This is a genomic window from Pseudomonas kuykendallii, assembly GCF_900106975.1.
Classification (GTDB): Bacteria; Pseudomonadota; Gammaproteobacteria; order Pseudomonadales; family Pseudomonadaceae; genus Pseudomonas_O; species Pseudomonas_O kuykendallii.
The window spans coordinates 206,402-223,013 of sequence record NZ_FNNU01000005.1 but is presented as its reverse complement, the minus strand read 5'-3'; the positions used below and the strand labels follow the sequence as shown (position 1 = coordinate 223,013).

Below are 16,612 nucleotides of genomic sequence, written 5' to 3'. Positions count from 1 at the left end.
CCCGAGGCTCGCCGGTCGAACGCGGGGGCGTCGCCGGGCACCAGGCGGACCCCACGGCGCGCCGTCGTCCCCCCGCCACGCCTGCGGGCTAAATAGGTGGCTTTCACTGCAGCCCTGCGGATGCCTCTCTGCGGCTCAGGACGGGGGCTTGCTGCGACCGGACAGGCTGGGAAATGCCTGCGGAACCCTGCGAAGGTTGTCATCACCTCGGGGCGGGAAAAGGGCTTCCACGCCGATTTCCAGAGGTGGCATTCAAAACAGGTAATTTTGGTAAGGAGGGTTCGAAACTCGGCTGAAACCCGCGTGGCTCTAAGGGTACAGCGATTACCTCGGAGGGTAATCTAAGGTAAGGAGAAAGGTAATTTTTTCCTAAGTGTCTGTTTGTAAAGGATTTTCAAAATGGACATTCTTACAGCCGAAAAGGTAAGCACCTGACCTCGAAATTACCATTTTATTACCTTTAAGAAACCTCCATAACTCATTGATACGTATAACTTATGAAGTAAAGCTGAATCCCCCCTTACCAAAATTACCTTTTTCCCAGCCCTCAACCTAAATTTCGGAGTCTCAGCTGGAGGGTCGGATTCATGGTCCTCGCTTGCTAGTCGCAAGCTCTGTCCGCTGTGCCATCTGCGTGCCCTCGCAACAGCAGACTCAGCAGCTGGGTTGCGGAAATGATCGTCGATAGTTGCGGAAATGGGAGAGGGGCGCAGAAATGAAAAAACCCCGTAGATGCTTGATCTACGGGGCTTTCATAATGGAGGCCGATGTCGGAATCGAACCGGCGTACACGGATTTGCAATCCGCTGCATAACCACTCTGCCAACCGGCCTCAAAAACGAAGACGCCGCAAACTGCGGCGTCAACGTCAACAAACTGGAGCGGGAAACGAGACTCGAACTCGCGACCCCGACCTTGGCAAGGTCGTGCTCTACCAACTGAGCTATTCCCGCGTCTTGGTGACGGGCGCCATTCTAGCGATTCGGAACGCCCCGTCAACCCCTTGATTCAAAAAAGTTTATTTCTTTTCAGGGTTGATGCTCAGATGCGGCCATGCGGCGATCAGGTATTGCAGCATCGACCACAGCGTCAGCACCGCGGAGATGATCAGCAGGACGAAACCGAGCAGCACCCAGTTGCTCATTACTGGCGGGTTGGCCAGCAGGATGATCAGCGCGGCCATCTGCGCAGCAGTCTTCCATTTACCCCAGCTGGACACCGCGACATGGGCGCGGGCGCCAAGCTCGGCCATCCATTCGCGCAGGGCGGACACCACGATCTCGCGGCCGATGATGATCGCGGCCGGCAGCGTCAGCCACAGCGTGGCGTGCTCTTCGACCAGCAGCACGAGGGCGACCGCGACCATCAGCTTGTCCGCCACCGGATCGAGAAAGGCGCCGAACGGCGTGCTTTGTTCCAGGCGGCGAGCGAGGTAGCCATCGAACCAGTCGGTGACCGCAGCGATGGCGAATACGCCGCTGGACGCCCAATAGCTCCAGGAGAACGGCAGATAGAAGAAGAGGATGAAGACCGGGATCAGAAGAACGCGCAACACGGTGAGCAAATTTGGGATATTCATCGGCGCGAACTGGCTGCTAAGTGAAGCGGTATTCTACTCGCTGTGCAGGGCTGCATAAATCGACTCGGCGAGCTTTTTGCTGACGCCGGGCGCTTTGGCGATTTCCTCGGCACTGGCGCGGGCCAGCTCCTGCAGGCCGCCGAAGTGCTTGAGCAGGTCCCTTCGACGCTTCGGCCCGACGCCCGCGACGTCCTCCAGCGTGGAGGTGCGACGGGTCTTGCCGCGGCGCGCGCGGTGTCCGGTGATGGCGAATCGGTGCGCTTCGTCGCGAATCTGCTGGATCAGGTGCAGGGCAGGTGAATCGCCTGGCAGGGTGAATTCGTGGGCCGCATCGTTCAGGTACAGCGTTTCCAGGCCTGGCTTGCGCGTTACGCCCTTCGCCACGCCAAGCAGGATCAGATCCGGTACCGCCAGCTCCTGGAGCACCTCCTGGGCCATCGTCAGCTGCCCCTTGCCGCCGTCGACCAGCAGCACGTCCGGCAGCTTGCCTTCACCTTCCTTCAACTTGCTGAAGCGCCGGGTCAGTGCCTGGTGCATGGCGGCGTAATCGTCGCCCGCGGTGACGCCTTCGATGTTGTAGCGGCGATAGTCGGACTTTAACGGACCTTCCGGGCCGAACACCACGCAGGACGCCACCGTCGCTTCGCCGCTGGAATGGCTGATGTCGTAGCACTCCAGGCGTTGTGGCGGTTCGTCGAGGCCGAGCGCTTCGGCCAGGGCGTCGAAGCGCGCGCTGAGGTGTTGCCGGTTCGCCAGTCGCGCCGCCAGTGCCTGCTCGGCGTTGGTCACCGCCAGCGCCTGCCAGCGCGCGCGCGTGCCCCGCACCCGGTGGCTGATGTCGAGTTCGCGCCCACGCAGTTCGTGGATCGCCGAGAGCAGCGTCGGGTAATCATCGTGGAGCACGTTGACGATCAGTTCGCTGGGCAGGTCGCGTTCGCTGTTGGTCAGGTAGTACTGGGCAAGGAATGCATAGAGCACCTCGCCGGTGTCTTCCTCGATGGCGACCTGCGGGAAGAAGTTCTTGCTGCCGAGCACTCGCCCGCCGCGCACGCTGATCAGGTGCACGCAGGCGCCGCCGGGGTTGACCATGGCCGCAACCACGTCGACGTCGCCGGTGCCGCCCTCCATGCTCTGCTGGTCCTGCACGCGACGCAGGATGGCGGCCTTGTCGCGCAGCTCGGCGGCCCGTTCGAAGTCCAGCCGCATCGCCGCCTGCTCCATGTTCGCCGACAGCTCGGCAGACAGCGCGTTGCTGCGGCCTTCGAGGAACATCACCGAATGGCGCACGTCCTCGGCATATTCCTCGGGCTCGACCAGGCCCACGCAAGGGCCCTTGCAGCGCTTGATCTGGTACTGCAGGCACGGCCGCGTGCGATTGCGGTAGTAGCTGTCCTCGCATTGCCGGACCAGGAACGCCTTCTGTAGCAGGCCGAGACTCTCGCGAATCGCTCCGGCGCTGGGGTAGGGGCCGAAATAGCGGCCCTTCTGCTTCTTCGCGCCGCGATGGATGCCCAGGCGAGGAAACGCGTCCTCGCTGGAAAGGAAGACGTACGGGTAGGATTTGTCGTCGCGCAGCAGGATGTTGTACGGCGGCCGCCATTCCTTGATCAGCGTCTGCTCCAGCAGCAGCGCCTCGGTTTCGTTGGCGGTGATGGTGGTTTCGATCTGCGCGATGCGCGCCACCAGGGCAGCGGTCTTCGGCGCCAGGCCGACCTTGCGGAAGTAACTGGCCAGGCGCTTCTTGAGGTTCTTCGCCTTGCCGACGTAGAGCAGCTTGGCGTCCGCGTCGAACATGCGGTAAACGCCGGGGCGACCGCTGCAGTGGGCGAGGAAGGCGCTGGGGTCGAACGCGTGCGACATCGTCAATTGATGGTGTCGACCATGCCGTGGCGCACCGCCAGCAGGGCCAATTCCACATCGCTGGTGATCGAGAGCTTCTCGTAGATGCGATAACGGTAGGTGTTCACCGTCTTCGGCGACAGGCAGAGCTTGTCGGAGATGCTCTGCACCTTCTGGCAGTTGGCGATCATCAGCGCGATCTGGATCTCGCGTTCGGAGAGCAGGTCGAACGGCGAACCGTTGACCTGTGGCTGGAACGACTTGAGCGCCAGTTGCTGTGCGATTTGCGGACTGATGTAGCGCTGCCCGGCGAAGACCAGGCGAATGGCCTGGACCATCTCCTCGAGCGCGGCGCCCTTGGTCAGGTAACCGGCGGCACCGGCCTGCAGCAGGCGCGTGGGGAAGGGGTCTTCTTCGCAGATGGTCACCGCGATCACCTTGACGTCCGGCTGGCTGCGCAACAGCTTGCGTGTCGCTTCCAGACCGCCGATACCGGGCATCTTGATGTCCATGAGAACGATGTCAGGCTTGAGTTCGCGCGCTTTCTTCAGCGCCAGCTCGCCGCTGTCGGCCTGACCGATGACTTGCAGACCTTCTATATCTGCGAGCATTCGGGTAATGCCCGTACGTACCAGATCGTGATCGTCGACCACCAGGACCCTAATCAAGCGACACCTCGTTGCACAACGCCGTTTTCACGGCATCGCGTCACCTTAACAAAAAGCCGAAGCGTCACCTAGCGCGGTGCAGGTAACGGGATGACCAGCGGACATAGGAGAGGGAGACGCGGCAGATGAATGGCGGAAGCGCAGAGATTCGAACTCTGGGACCTGTTACAGTCGGCGGTTTTCAAGACCGCTGCCTTAAACCACTCGGCCACACTTCCGCAGGTATTGCGGGCGGCAATAGTACCGGATCGCAACACGCTGTCAAACACTGTGCCTTGGCAGCGGGCGAGCCTTTGTTATGATCCGTTCATCCTTGCCGCAGGACCCATTTTTACAGGAGCGTTGCCATGCAAGATCGTGAATACTCCCTGAACAGTCAGGTGCAAGTCGAACAGGCCGAGGTCGGTCGAGTTCTGCGCAACACCTACGGGCTACTGGCCATGACCCTGGCATTCAGCGGTCTGGTCGCGTTCGTCGCGCAGCAGATGCGCGTGGGCTACCCGAACTTCCTCATCGTGCTGGCAGGTTTCTACGGGCTGTTCTTCCTGACCGTGAAACTCCGCGATTCCGCCTGGGGATTGCTGTCGACCTTCGCCCTGACCGGGTTCATGGGCTACACGCTCGGCCCGATCCTCAACCGCTATATGGGTATGAGCAATGGCGCCGAGGTCATCAGCTCGGCATTCGCCATGACCGCGCTGGTGTTTTTCGGCCTGTCGGCCTATGTGCTCACAACCCGCAAGGACATGAGCTTCCTCGCCGGTTTCATCACTGCGGGCTTCTTCGTCCTGCTCGGTGCTGTGCTGGTCAGCATGTTCTTCCAGATCAGCGGCCTGCAGCTCGCGATCAGCGCTGGCTTCGTGCTGTTCTCCTCGGCGGCGATCCTGTTGCAGACGAGTGCGATCATCCATGGTGGCGAGCGTAACTACATCATGGCGACCATCAGCCTCTACGTGTCGATCTACAACCTGTTCATCAGCCTGTTGCAGATCTTCGGCATCTTCGGTCGCGACGACTGATCCTGGCCGCGATGAATGAAGCCCGCTTCGGCGGGCTTTTTCATGCCTGGAGAAAGGTGGTGCGTCGGACCCTGCAAAATGCATGAGTGTTTCGCGCCGACATTGCAGAATAAATGACGGTACCGCGAGCGACGCTCTCAGCCCCCTGATAAACAAAGGGTTTAAGGGTGAAACGGATTTGGCATGAAGGCTGCTTTAGAGATGCGAGTCCTGGCCCCACCCCCTTCGGAGTAGAACAATGACCATCTCCCTGCAGCCAATCATTTCCGCCTTTCCCGACTACACCGTAACCGCTACCCAGCGTCCGGATGGCAGCCAGCTGCTGTCGCTGGAGAAGGACGGCATGCAGGTCACTCGGGTGATCCCGTCGCCCCAGTTGAGTGCTCCGGTTCGTGTCGAATGGCTCCTCAGCGCGATTCGCCGCGACATCGCCCAGGCCGGTGGTGTGGTCGCCGAAATCGCCGCCATGCAATCCCAGCGTCAGGCGGTCGCCCAGCATCCCTGAACGCTGGAGTTGGTTGAAAAACGGCCCGACAGCGTCAATCGCTGTCGGGCCGTTGCGTTTCCGGGGTCGAAGTCGGGGAGGTGTTCAGCCCGCCCGAGCGCTCCGTCAGCCATTGCAGGCGCACCTGCAATTGCGCAGCGAAATGGCGAGCAGCATGCTCGTCCTGGAAGGTCAGGCAGCGTCGTCCGGCGCGGACCTGCCACCGCCGTTGGCCATGTTCCTCACGTACCTCGATGCGAACCACCATGAGCGGATTCCGATTCCCTGTCGCGCAGCAGATGGCGCGATGGGCGGAAGACTACGCGATCCGAACAGCGGGTTGAATCGGTCGCGCCTCAGTAAACCCAGACTTCCACACGACGGTTCTTGATACGTCCCTCGTCTGCACTGTTGGCGGCCACCGGCATTTCGTCACCGAGGCCGGTGACGTCGCGGAAGATCACGCCTGCCTTCGACAGTTCGCGGCGCACCGCCATGGCGCGCAGTTTGGACAGCAGCGAGGCGCGTTGCGGGTCGACCTTGTCGTCCGCGAAGCCGACCAGCACCGTGCGTTTGTAGAGTTTGTCGTTCTGTCGCAGGTAGTCGGTAACGCGATCGATGTCCCGCTGGGCCTTGTTGTCCAGCCGGGCACTGCCGTACTGGAAACGGAAATTCACCGACAGGCGCTGGGCTTCGCTGGCCAGCTGGAAATACTCCGCAGGCATGGCCGGCGCGGCGGCGACCTGCATGGCACGCACGTCCTGGGCGACGAACCCTACCTTAGCGACAATCGCCTGCCCCGCGGCGCTGTGGGCGAAGGCGACCAGCGCCAGCACCCAGGGGTTGTTCTCCTCCGGGGCGTTGTAAAGGAACAACCGACGCGAGAGCGGATAGTCCTCGGTGGCGATCAGGCTGACCGAGGGTTCCATGGCTTGCGACTCTCCGGCGGAAATCGCCAGCGTCTTGGCCCTGCCCACCGAGGCCAGTCCGGCGAAACCGATGCCCTGCGGATCACCGGCGACGGTCTCGGAGAGCCGGTCGCTGGATTCGAAACGCGCGGCGTCCGGCGCCAGGGCCTTGCCGCTGGCGACCAGCACCAGTTCCTTGAAGGTATCGAAGGTGCCGGACTTGTCGTCCCGCGCATACAGATGGATCGCTCCGGCCTTGCCACCGAGGGCCGCCCAGTCACGAATCTCGCCGGCGAACACCTTCGCCAGTTGCTCGCTGGTCAGGCTTTTCAGACCGTTGTCGGGATGTACGAGGATCGCCAGGCCGTCGATACCGATCACCTGTTCCGCGGAGCGGCTGCGCAGGTCGCCCAGTTCGGCGAGTGCGGCGACTTCGCTGTCCTTGATCGGTCGGGACGAGGCGGCCAGCTCGGCGCGGCCTTGTTGAAGGGCGACGAACCCCGTGCTGGAGCCGTGGGCGGCGATGTCCACGTGCACTTCGCGGCCCTCGGCAGTGCGCGCCGATATGCGCTGCTCGTTATCCGCCGGGCCGGGCTGGCTGCGCACCATGAGCAGACCCTGCTGGCGCATCAGCCCTTCGACCAGCGCCGGCGCCAGGCGCGCACCGATGGTATTGGAGCCCTGGATGCGCAGGAGCGGGGCGTTGCCCTCGGGGATCGGCAAGGCAGCGAACACCGACCAGGGCAGGGCGTAGCAGACGAAGCCGAGGATCAGCATGCCGAGCACGCGGCTCCAGGTATCGGCTTCGTGATCGGACACGTTGGACATGCGGCAGGCACCTGTTGGAGAGGAGGTGCCGGCAGACTAAGTCAGTTGCATGTCGCCCATATGACAGCCGAAAAAAACCGGTCAGCTCAGTTCGAGCCACACCGGCGCGTGGTCGGAAGGCTTCTCCATCGCGCGCAACTCATAGTCGACGCCGGTGGCGAGGATGCGTTCCTGCAGCGGCCTGGAAGCCATGATCAGGTCGATGCGCAGGCCGCGCTTGGGTTCGTCCTCGAAACCGCGGCTGCGGTAGTCGAACCAGCTGAAGCGGTCTTCCACGGTCGGATTCTGCAATCTGAAGGTATCCGCCAGCCCCCAGCTCTTTAGCTTCTCGAGCCACTCGCGCTCCTCGGGCAGGAAGCTGCACTTGCCGGTACGCAACCAGCGCCTGGCGTTGTCGGCACCGATGCCGATGTCGCAATCCTGCGGCGAGATGTTGAAGTCGCCCATCACCAGCAGGCGATGGTCGGGCTGGAAGCGCTCCTCAAGCAGGCGCTGCAGGTCGGCATAGAAACGCGTCTTGGCCGGGAACTTCACCGGATGGTCGCGACTTTCGCCCTGGGGGAAGTAACCGTTGAACACATGGACCAGCTGGCCGTCCGCATCGGCGAAGGTGCCGCCGATCCAGCGCCGCTGGGATTCCTCGTCATCGCCGGGGAAGCCCTTGAACACCTCCAGCGGCTTCGCCAGGGACATCAGCGCAACTCCGTAATGACCTTTCTGCCCGTGGAAATGCACGTGGTAACCCAGCGCCTCGACTTCGGCGAAGGGGAACTGGTCGTCGGAGACCTTGGTTTCCTGCAGGCCAATGATGTCCGGGCGATGTTTTTCGACCAATGCCGCCAGTTGGTGAGGACGTGCGCGCAGGCCGTTGATATTGAAGGAAACGACTTTCATCGCGGGACTCCTAGTAAAACCCCGATGCTAGCCCATCCGGCGCCGCGCCAGCCAGCGCTGGCGGCCCGCCCATGACGCTGCTAACGTCAGCGAAGACCCATAACCATAACTAGAGAGGTCGATCGCCATGCCCGCAACTCAACCCGCCGCGCCCGCCACGACGCGCTTCCTCGACAGCGGCTACGCGCGCGAGGCGCGCTCGCTGCTGTACCAGGCCTATCGCCACGAACCCACCTTCGCCTACCTGTTCGAAGCCGAGCGGCCGGGCTACGACCATCGCGTGCGCGCCACCGTTCGCGAACTGGTGAATCAGCATTTCAGTGAGGACCTGCCGGCGATCGGCCTGCTGGTGGAGGACAGGCTGATCGGTGTCGCGCTGATCGCGCCGCCGCAACGCCGGCTGGAGATCACCGAGAGCTGGGTGTGGCGCATGCGCATGCTGCTGACCACCGGATTGCGCTGCACCCAGCGTTACCTCGACTACCACGCGGCCGTGCTGGCCTGCCTGCCGCCCGGCCCGTTCCACGTCTTGCCGCTGATCGGCATCCATCCGCGCTGCCAGGGCCTGCACTACGGCGAGCAGATGCTCGAGGCCGTGCACGCCTGGTGCGCCGGGGACAGCGCGTCGCAAGGCGTGGTGCTGGATACCGGCAACACCCGCTATCTGGAGTTCTATCGGCGCCAGGGTTACCAGGAGATCGGCGAAGTGGCGATCGGGCCGATTCGCGAGCACGTCTTCCTCCATGCGAACGCTCCGGTCGCCGCGCACGACGGCGCCCCGGATTTCCCGACAGGGGAAAATCTTCGATAATTCGAGGGGTTAGCGCGACCAAGGGTTGCCGGATCGAGCCCGCTTGCATGGTAGCATCCGGCCCATGATGTCCCGATCCAGCTTCAGCTTCTGCCTATCGTTCTGCTCGCTGCTCAGCACTTCGGTGCTGGCGCAGGAGCAGCTGGACGTGCGCGTGCAGCCGAACAACGCGAAGCTTCGCGGCAATATCCAGGGCTATGTCGGCAGCCTGGAAGGCCGTGACCGGCAGGCGCTGGAACAGCTCACGCGGGTCGCCGAAACCCAGGCACAGCAGGCCGCGCAAGCCCTTGGCTACTACAACGCGCAGATCGACAGCGAAGTCGACCAACGCCAGCCGCCGCGCCTGGTGCTCACCGTGCAGCCGGGCGAGCCGGTGCGACTGCGCAACGTCAGCGTCCGCATCGAAGGCCCGGCCGCGCAGCTGGCCAGCTTTCGCTCGCCCGACCGCGAGATGCTCAAGCCCGGCGCGATACTCGACCACGGCCATTACGAAGACGCGAAGAAGCTCATCGAGAACCAGGCGTCGCGCTTCGGTTTCTTCAGCGGCCGCTTCATCCGGCAGAAGCTGCTGATCGACCCGCGCGAGGGCTTCGCCGATATCGAACTGATCTACGACAGCGGCCCGCGTTACCGGCTCGGCGCGGTCAAGTTCGGCGGCGATGCGCCGCTGTCCGAGGACCTGTTGCAACGCCTGGTGCCGTTCAAACGAGGCGATCCCTACGACTCCGAACTGATCGCCGAGCTGAACCAGGCGCTGCAGACCAGCGGCTATTTCGATGCCGTGCGCGTCGACGCCGCGCCCGAGCAGGCACGCGACGAGCAGATCCCGGTGGATGTACGGCTGACCACGCGCAAGCCGCGCACCTTCGGCGTGGGCCTTGGCTACTCCACTGACGTCGGCCCGCGCGGCAAGATCAACTGGACGCGCCACTGGGTGAACCCGCAGGGACACAGCTACGGCGCCGAGCTGGAGCTTTCGGCGCCGCGGCAGAACGTCGGCCTGTGGTACGACATTCCGGGCCAGGCGCCCCTGACCGACAAACTGCGCCTGGCCGCCGGCTATCAGTACGAGGAGCTGGCCGACACCGACTCGCTGAGCCGCCTGCTCACAATCGGCCCGGAATGGCACAGCCTGCGACCGAGCGGCTGGACGCGCGTGCTCTCGGTGAAGTGGCAACGCGAGGAATACCGCCTGGGCGACGACTCCGGGCTGAGCACGCTGCTGATGCCAGGCGCCAGCTACTCGCTGCTGCGCAGCAACAACCGCCTCGATCCCAGCCACGGCTATCGCCTGCAGTTCGATGTGTCGGCGGCCAAGGACGGGTTGTTGTCGGACGCCGACCTGGTGCATGTCGAAGGGGCGATCAAGGGCCTGACCACGCTGGCGGACAAGCACCGTTTCCTTGGGCGTCTGCAACTGGGCGGCAACTACACCGACGAATACAAGGCGATTCCGCCGTCGCTGCGCTTCTTCGCCGGTGGCGACCAGACCGTGCGCGGCTACGACTACCAGATGCTCTCGCCGGAAAACTCCGACGGCGACCGCATCGGCGGTCGCTACATGATCGCCGGCAGCCTCGAGTACCAGTACGCGATCGCCGATCGCTGGCGCATCGCGACCTTCGTCGACCAGGGCAACGCGTTCTCATCGCTTGAGCTGCCGTCGCTGAAGACCGGCGTCGGCTTCGGCGTGCGCTGGGTCTCGCCGGTGGGGCCGTTGCGCGTCGACCTCGCGCATCCGCTGGACGGCGACGGCGGCGTGCGCCTGCACTTTTCCATGGGCCCCGAGCTGTGAGGCGCGTCGGCTGGGGAGTGCTCGCCCTGGTGCTGCTCCCGGTGCTGGGCCTGACGCTGCTGCTCGGCAGCCAGGCCGGCAGCCGCTGGGCGCTGGCGCAGGTGCCGGGCTTGCAGGTGCAGGGCTTCAACGGCCGGCTCGGCGGGGCCTGGCGAGCCGAGCGGTTGGTGTGGACGCAGGGCGAACGGCGCGTGGAGCTGGTCGCACCGCAGCTGGACTGGTCGCCGGGCTGCCTGCTGCGCCTGACGTTGTGCCTGGACCGGGTGGTCGCCGGGCAGGTGATCCTCGCCTTGCCGCCGTCCACAGACGACGAAGAAGGCCCGGGTGGATTGCCGGACATCAGCCTGCCGCTGTCCCTGCGTCTGGGCGAGGTTCAGATCGGCAGCCTGCTGCTGGACGGACAGGAAGAATTGCGCGGCCTGCGTCTGGCCGGGCAATGGACCGGCGAGGGGCTGCGCATCGACTCGCTGAGCGTGCAGCGCGATGCACTTTCCCTGCACCTGCAAGGCCTGCTCACGCCCACCGGCGACTGGTCGCTGAAGGCCGAGGGCTCGCTGTCGCTGCCGGCACCGGGTGAGCAGCCGTGGACGCTGGCGATCACCGTCGATGGCGACCTGCAACGTGAACTAAGCCTGCACGCCGACAGCAACGGCTACCTGCAGGGCCGGCTGGACGGGCGGGTGAGCCCGCTGATTGAGCACCTTCCGGCCCGGTTGCGGCTGGTGGTGCCGCGTTTCAAGGCCAACGAAGAGTTGCCGGACACCCTGACCCTCGAGGAGCTGGAGCTGACCGCCGAAGGCGATCTGTCCGACGGTTACCGGGTGCTCGGCAACGCCCGGCTGCCGGCGCAGGAGCGGCCGATGAGCCTAGGCCTGAGCGGCCGGGTCACCGCCGAAGGCGCGCGTATCGAGGCGCTCGACCTCACCGCGAGCGCGGAGCAGCGCCTGGCGCTGACGGGCGAATTGGACTGGCGCGAAGGGCTGATCGCCGACACGCACATCGACTGGCAGGATTTCCCCTGGCGCCGGCTGTATGCCGAGATCGACGAACCGCCGGTCGCGCTGAAGACCTTCAAGGGCGATCTGCATTACGACAACGGCAGTTACCTGGGCAATTTCGCCGCCGAGCTGCTGGGGCCGGCGGGGCCCTTCAGCCTCAGCAGCCCGCTGAGCGGCGACCTCGAACAGCTGAATTTGCCTTCACTGCGCCTGGTGGCCGGGCAGGGCAACGCCGAAGGGCAGTTGAACCTCGGCTTCGCCGAGGGCATCGCCTGGAAGGCGGCGCTGCAGCTCGACCGGTTCGATCCGTCCTACTGGCTCGCCGAGCTGCCCGGTAGCCTGGCCGGCCCGCTGCGCAGCGAAGGCAGCCTGACGAATGGCGAACTGGCACTGAACGCCGAGCTGCGACTGGACGGCCGGCTGCGCGGGCAGACGACCCGGCTGCAACTCGCCGCGGAGGGCGCCGGCGAGCGCTGGAACCTGGCCAACCTCGACCTGCGTGTGGGCGACAACCAGGTACGCGGCAAGGGTCAGCTGGATCAACGCTTGCAGGGGCAACTTGCGCTCGATCTGCCGCGTCTGGGCCAGCTGTGGCCCGAGCTGCAGGGCGCTCTGAACGGCACGCTCGACCTGGCCGGCAGCCTCGCCGCCCCCCAAGGCCAATTGGCGCTGAAGGGGCAGACGCTGTCGTTCGGCGACCGCCGCCTGGCCGCGCTGGATCTGGCGGCGACGCTCGATGCGGCGCAGCGCGGCACGCTGACGCTGAACGCCCGCGATATCCACTCCGGCGACACCGCGCTGGGCGATCTGCGCCTGACCGGGCAGGGCGATCGCAAGGATCAGCGCCTCGACCTGAGCCTGGTCGGCCCGCTGCTGCGTACCGCGCTTGGCCTGTCCGGGCGCCTGGATGGCGATGGGACGAAGGGTTGGCACTGGCGCGGCCAGCTCGGCAAAGGCGAAGTCGCCGCCGGCGGCCAGACCTGGACGCTGCGCACGCCCGCACGCCTGGAACGTCGCGCCGATGGCCGCCTGGAGCTGGGCGCGCACTGCTGGGCCTATGGCGACGCCAGCCTGTGCGGCGAGGAACAGCGGCTGATGCCGGAACCCAGACTGCGCTATCACCTGCGCAATTTCGCCCTCGAGGGGCTGGCGCAGTTCCTCCCCGAAGACTTCGCCTGGAAGGGCAAGCTGAACGCTGACCTGCTGCTCGACCTGCCGGCTGCCGGCCCCAGCGGCCACATCCTCGTCGACGCCGGCAATGGCACCCTGCGCGTGCGCGATGGCGACGACTGGGCGGACTTTCCCTACCGGCAGCTGAGCCTGGACAGCCAACTGCAACCCAGCCGGGTAGACACCCAGGTGAGTTTTGCCGGCGGGCCCTTGGGCGAGCTTTCGCTGCACGCACGCATCGACCCTCGGGCGGCAAACAAACCGCTGCGCGGAGAGTTTTCCCTCAGTGGCCTCGACCTGTCGGTGGCGCGGCCGTTCGTGCCCATGGTCGAGCGCCTGGAAGGCTATCTGGACGGTTCCGGCACCTTGTCCGGCGATCTGCAGGAGCCGCGCATCGACGGTCGCCTGCAACTGCGCGGCGGCCACGTGTCCGGGGCGGAGCTGCCGACGCGCCTGGAGAACCTCCAGGCCCAGGCGCTGATCGCCGGCGAGAACCTGCAGCTCAGCGGCGACTGGAGTGCCGGGCGCGAAGGGCAGGGCAGCATCAGCGGATCGCTGGACTGGAGCCGTGCGCTGGACCTCGACCTGCGCATTCGGGGCGATCGTCTGCCGGTATCGGTGGCGCCCTATGCCGATCTGGAAGTGGCGCCCGACCTGCAGGTCGCCTTCGATGGCGAGCAACTGGCGCTCCGTGGCAAGGTGCGGGTGCCCCGCGGCAGCATCATCGTTCGCGAGCTGCCGCCGTCCACCGTGAAGGTATCGGCGGACGCCGAAATCGTCGGCGCGGATGCGCCGGTCAAGGGCGCATCGCCGGCGCTGCGGATGAACGTCGACGTGGCGGTCGGCGAAGACAAGCTGACCTTCAGCGGCTTTGGCCTGAATGCCGAACTGGCGGGGCAGATACACGTTGGCGACAACCTCGACACGCGGGGCGAGCTGAGCCTGAACAAGGGCCGCTACCGCGCCTACGGCCAGCGCCTGACCATCCGCCGCGCGCGCCTGCTGTTCACCGGGCCGATCGACCAGCCCTATCTCGACGTGGAGGCGGTGCGCGTGGTCGACGATGTCACCGCCGGCATCCGCCTCACCGGCAGTGCCTCGGCGCCGCGCAGCGAGGTGTTCTCCGAACCGGCGATGAGCCAGGAGCAGGCGCTGTCCTACCTGGTGCTCGGGCGTCCGCTGGGCGGTGACAGTGGCGACAGCAACATGCTCGCCGAAGCCGCGCTCGGTCTGGGCCTGGCGCAGAGCGCCTCGATTACCGGCGGCCTGGCGCGCAACCTTGGCATCGAGAACTTCCAGCTCGACACCGAAGGCACCGGCAACACCACCAGCGTGGTGGCCAGCGGCAGCCTCACCGATCGCCTCAGCCTGCGCTACGGCGTCGGCGTGTTCGAGCCGGCGAACACCGTGGCGCTGCGTTACGAACTGACCAGGCGGCTGTACCTCGAAGTCGCCAGCGGGCTGGCCAGCTCGCTGGACCTGTTCTACAAGCGCGATTTCTGATTGGACACGTGCGTCCAGGACGCCATTTAAACGTCGAGCATCTTCATCACCTGTTCCGGATAGCGCCCGCCGGCCACCGCATCGGCCGGGAAGATCGCGTCGATCTGCGCCCGTTCGGCCGCGCTCAGCACGACGTCCAGCGCGCCCACGTTTTCTTCCAGGTATTTGCGCCGCTTGGTGCCGGGAATCGGGATGAGGTCGTCGCCCTGGGCCAGGACCCAGGCCAGGGCCAGTTGCGAGGGCGTCACGCCCCGGGCTTCGGCCAACGCCTTCACCTTCTCCACCAGCAGCAGGTTGCGGGCGAAATTCTCGCCCTGGAAGCGCGGGCTGAAGCGCCGGTAATCGTCTTCGGCGAAGTCCTCAGGCGAGGTCAGGGCGCCGGTGAGGAAGCCCCGTCCCAGTGGACTGTAGGGCACGAAAGCGATGCCCAGGCGCCGACAGGCCGCCAGCGCGCCGTTGCTTTCCGGGTCGCGCGTCCACAGCGAGTACTCGCTTTGCAGCGCGCTGATCGGGTGCACGGCATGGGCGCGCTCCAGGGTCGCCGCCGACGCCTCGCTGAGGCCCAGGTAGCGCACCTTGCCTTCCTTCACCAGCGCGGCCATCGCGCCCACGGTTTCCTCGATCGGCACCTGCGGATCGATACGGTGCTGGTAGTAGAGGTCGAGGTGGTCGACGCGCAAACGCTTGAGGCTGCCTTCGATGGAGGAGCGCACGTACTCCGGGCGCCCGCTGACACCGCGCAGCGCCGGGTTGGCCGGGTCGCGGAGGATGCCGAACTTGCTGGCGAGGAACACCTGGTCGCGTTTGCCGCGAATTGCCTTGCCGATCAGTTCCTCGTTGCTGAACGGCCCATACATGTCGGCGGTGTCGAGCAGGCTGACGCCCAGTTCCAGCGCGCGGTGCAGGGTGGCGACGGATTCCGCTTCGTCGCGTCCGGCGCCGTAGAAATCGCTCATACCCATGCAGCCGAGACCGATGGCGGAAACCTGCGGGCCGTCGTGGCCCAGTTGGCGAGTCTTCATTGAGGGGTTCTCCGTGGGAAATGTCGGTCCAGTGTCTGCCTCACTCCTGGCTGGATAAACCTGCCGAAAACGTATTCACTATTCGTAATTTCTACATAGTGGATGGGTAATGGACCGCTTTCTCGCGATGCAGCTGTTCACTCGCATCGTCGAGATGGGCGCCTTCGGCCGTGCCGGCGAAAGCCTCGGGCTGGCTCCGGCGTCCAGCAGCCAACTGATCAGGCAACTGGAGAGCCACCTCGGCGTGCAACTGCTGCAGCGCACCACCCGCCAGGTCAGCCCGACCGTGGATGGCGCCGAGTTCTACGAGCGCTGCGTGCGCCTGCTGGCGGATCTGGACGACGCCGAGGGTTCGTTTTCCGAGGCGCGGCGCAACCCCCGAGGCAAGCTGCGCATCGACCTGTCGCATTCGCTGGCGCGGCTGGTGGTGATCCCGCGAATCCCGGCGTTCTGCAGCCGCTACCCGCAGATCGAGCTGGAAGTGGGCACCTCGGACCGCACCCTCGACCTCATCCGCGAAGGCGTTGACTGCGTGCTGCGCGGCGGTGCGCCGCTGGACCCGGGGCTGGTGGCCCGGCCGGTGACGCAGCTGACGCAAGTCACCTGCGCCAGCCCGGCGTACCTCACCGCCCGTGGCGTGCCGCGCACCTTGGCGCAACTCGACGATCATCGCGCCATCGACTTCATCGGCTCCAGCGGCCAGCGCTTCGAGCTGGAGTTCCAGGTCGCCGGCGCAACGCAGACGCGGCGTCTGCCGGCGCAGATCGCGGTGAACGGGGCGGATGCCTACGTCGCCGCCTGCGAAGCAGGATTGGGCCTTATCCAGGTGCCGGTCTACCACGTCACCGAACAACTGCGCGCCGGCAGCCTGGTGGAAGTCCTCGCCGATTGCCGCCCGCCGGTGTACCCGCTGAGCGTGGTCTACCCGCCGCATCGCCAGCTGTCGCGGCGGGTGAGGGTGTTCGTCGACTGGCTGGTGGAGCTGTTCGAGCAGCCCGACTGGATGGCAGGGCCTGACCGCTGACGGCTGAAAACAGGCGAAAGCGGACGCTTTCCCGGCAGCGCGACCTGCCACATTCGCGCGCGGGCATGAT

Annotated in this window: 13 protein-coding genes and 3 tRNA genes; 6 read left to right on the top strand and 10 right to left on the bottom strand. The window is 65.3% G+C overall.

The features are described 5' to 3' along the window. Nucleotides 1-758: 758 nt before the first annotated feature. From BLV15_RS16890 to BLV15_RS16865, 6 genes are all read right to left on the bottom strand, one after another. Nucleotides 759-832 (bottom strand) — tRNA-Cys (locus BLV15_RS16890). Between the two features lie 45 nt (nucleotides 833-877). Next, a tRNA-Gly gene (locus BLV15_RS16885) sits at nucleotides 878-953 on the bottom strand. Between the two features lie 65 nt (nucleotides 954-1,018). Beyond that, nucleotides 1,019-1,579, bottom strand: a complete 561-nt coding sequence (gene pgsA, locus BLV15_RS16880; RefSeq protein WP_090230839.1) for a CDP-diacylglycerol--glycerol-3-phosphate 3-phosphatidyltransferase — start codon at nucleotides 1,577-1,579, stop codon at nucleotides 1,019-1,021. Between the two features lie 33 nt (nucleotides 1,580-1,612). Further along, entirely contained in the window at nucleotides 1,613-3,439 is a 1,827-nt protein-coding gene (gene uvrC / locus BLV15_RS16875; protein WP_090230837.1) for an excinuclease ABC subunit UvrC, read from the bottom strand. Nucleotides 3,440-3,441: 2 nt separating this feature from the next. Further along, nucleotides 3,442-4,086 (bottom strand): response regulator transcription factor GacA, encoded by a 645-nt coding sequence (gacA, locus tag BLV15_RS16870; RefSeq protein WP_090230834.1) that lies wholly within the window; start codon nucleotides 4,084-4,086, stop codon nucleotides 3,442-3,444. A 130-nt stretch (nucleotides 4,087-4,216) separates the two neighbouring features. Continuing rightward, nucleotides 4,217-4,304, bottom strand: a tRNA-Ser gene (locus BLV15_RS16865). Nucleotides 4,305-4,433: 129 nt separating this feature from the next. On the opposite strand from BLV15_RS16865, the gene BLV15_RS16860 reads away from it, so the two are divergent. Continuing rightward, nucleotides 4,434-5,105, top strand: coding sequence for a Bax inhibitor-1/YccA family protein (locus tag BLV15_RS16860; RefSeq protein ID WP_090230831.1), 672 nt, complete (start codon nucleotides 4,434-4,436; stop codon nucleotides 5,103-5,105). Nucleotides 5,106-5,343: 238 nt separating this feature from the next. Beyond that, complete coding sequence (locus tag BLV15_RS16855; protein ID WP_090230828.1) at nucleotides 5,344-5,610, top strand: DUF3509 domain-containing protein; 267 nt, start codon at nucleotides 5,344-5,346, stop codon at nucleotides 5,608-5,610. 34 nt (nucleotides 5,611-5,644) lie between these two features. On the opposite strand, the gene BLV15_RS16850 is transcribed toward BLV15_RS16855, so the two are convergent. The 3 genes from BLV15_RS16850 to xthA all read right to left on the bottom strand — a co-directional run bounded on the left by BLV15_RS16850 (nucleotide 5,645) and on the right by xthA (nucleotide 8,219). Beyond that, nucleotides 5,645-5,857, bottom strand: a complete 213-nt coding sequence (locus BLV15_RS16850) for a hypothetical protein (protein ID WP_090230826.1) — start codon at nucleotides 5,855-5,857, stop codon at nucleotides 5,645-5,647. Between the two features lie 88 nt (nucleotides 5,858-5,945). Continuing rightward, nucleotides 5,946-7,325, bottom strand: coding sequence for a substrate-binding domain-containing protein (locus tag BLV15_RS16845; RefSeq protein ID WP_090230823.1), 1,380 nt, complete (start codon nucleotides 7,323-7,325; stop codon nucleotides 5,946-5,948). 81 nt (nucleotides 7,326-7,406) lie between these two features. Then, entirely contained in the window at nucleotides 7,407-8,219 is an 813-nt protein-coding gene (xthA, locus tag BLV15_RS16840; protein WP_090230822.1) for an exodeoxyribonuclease III, read from the bottom strand. A 127-nt stretch (nucleotides 8,220-8,346) separates the two neighbouring features. Here xthA and BLV15_RS16835 point away from each other — a divergent pair, with 127 nt between their 5' ends. The 3 genes from BLV15_RS16835 (at nucleotide 8,347) to BLV15_RS16825 (ending at nucleotide 14,496) form a co-directional block, all read left to right on the top strand. Continuing rightward, the gene (locus BLV15_RS16835) at nucleotides 8,347-9,030 is read left to right on the top strand and encodes a GNAT family N-acetyltransferase (protein WP_090230819.1); all 684 of its coding nucleotides are present in this window, start codon (nucleotides 8,347-8,349) and stop codon (nucleotides 9,028-9,030) included. 67 nt (nucleotides 9,031-9,097) lie between these two features. Further along, nucleotides 9,098-10,825, top strand: a complete 1,728-nt coding sequence (locus tag BLV15_RS16830; protein ID WP_090231075.1) for an autotransporter assembly complex protein TamA — start codon at nucleotides 9,098-9,100, stop codon at nucleotides 10,823-10,825. Next, nucleotides 10,822-14,496, top strand: a complete 3,675-nt coding sequence (locus BLV15_RS16825) for a translocation/assembly module TamB domain-containing protein (RefSeq protein WP_090230817.1) — start codon at nucleotides 10,822-10,824, stop codon at nucleotides 14,494-14,496. Before BLV15_RS16830 ends, BLV15_RS16825 begins: the two co-directional genes overlap by 4 nt. A 26-nt stretch (nucleotides 14,497-14,522) precedes the next feature. Here the strand turns inward: BLV15_RS16825 and BLV15_RS16820 are convergent, their stop codons facing one another. Continuing rightward, the gene (locus BLV15_RS16820) at nucleotides 14,523-15,518 is read right to left on the bottom strand and encodes an aldo/keto reductase (protein ID WP_090230814.1); all 996 of its coding nucleotides are present in this window, start codon (nucleotides 15,516-15,518) and stop codon (nucleotides 14,523-14,525) included. A gap of 109 nt (nucleotides 15,519-15,627) precedes the next feature. Here BLV15_RS16820 and BLV15_RS16815 point away from each other — a divergent pair, with 109 nt between their 5' ends. Then, nucleotides 15,628-16,542 (top strand): LysR family transcriptional regulator, encoded by a 915-nt coding sequence (locus BLV15_RS16815; RefSeq protein ID WP_090230812.1) that lies wholly within the window; start codon nucleotides 15,628-15,630, stop codon nucleotides 16,540-16,542. Nucleotides 16,543-16,612 lie beyond the last annotated feature (70 nt).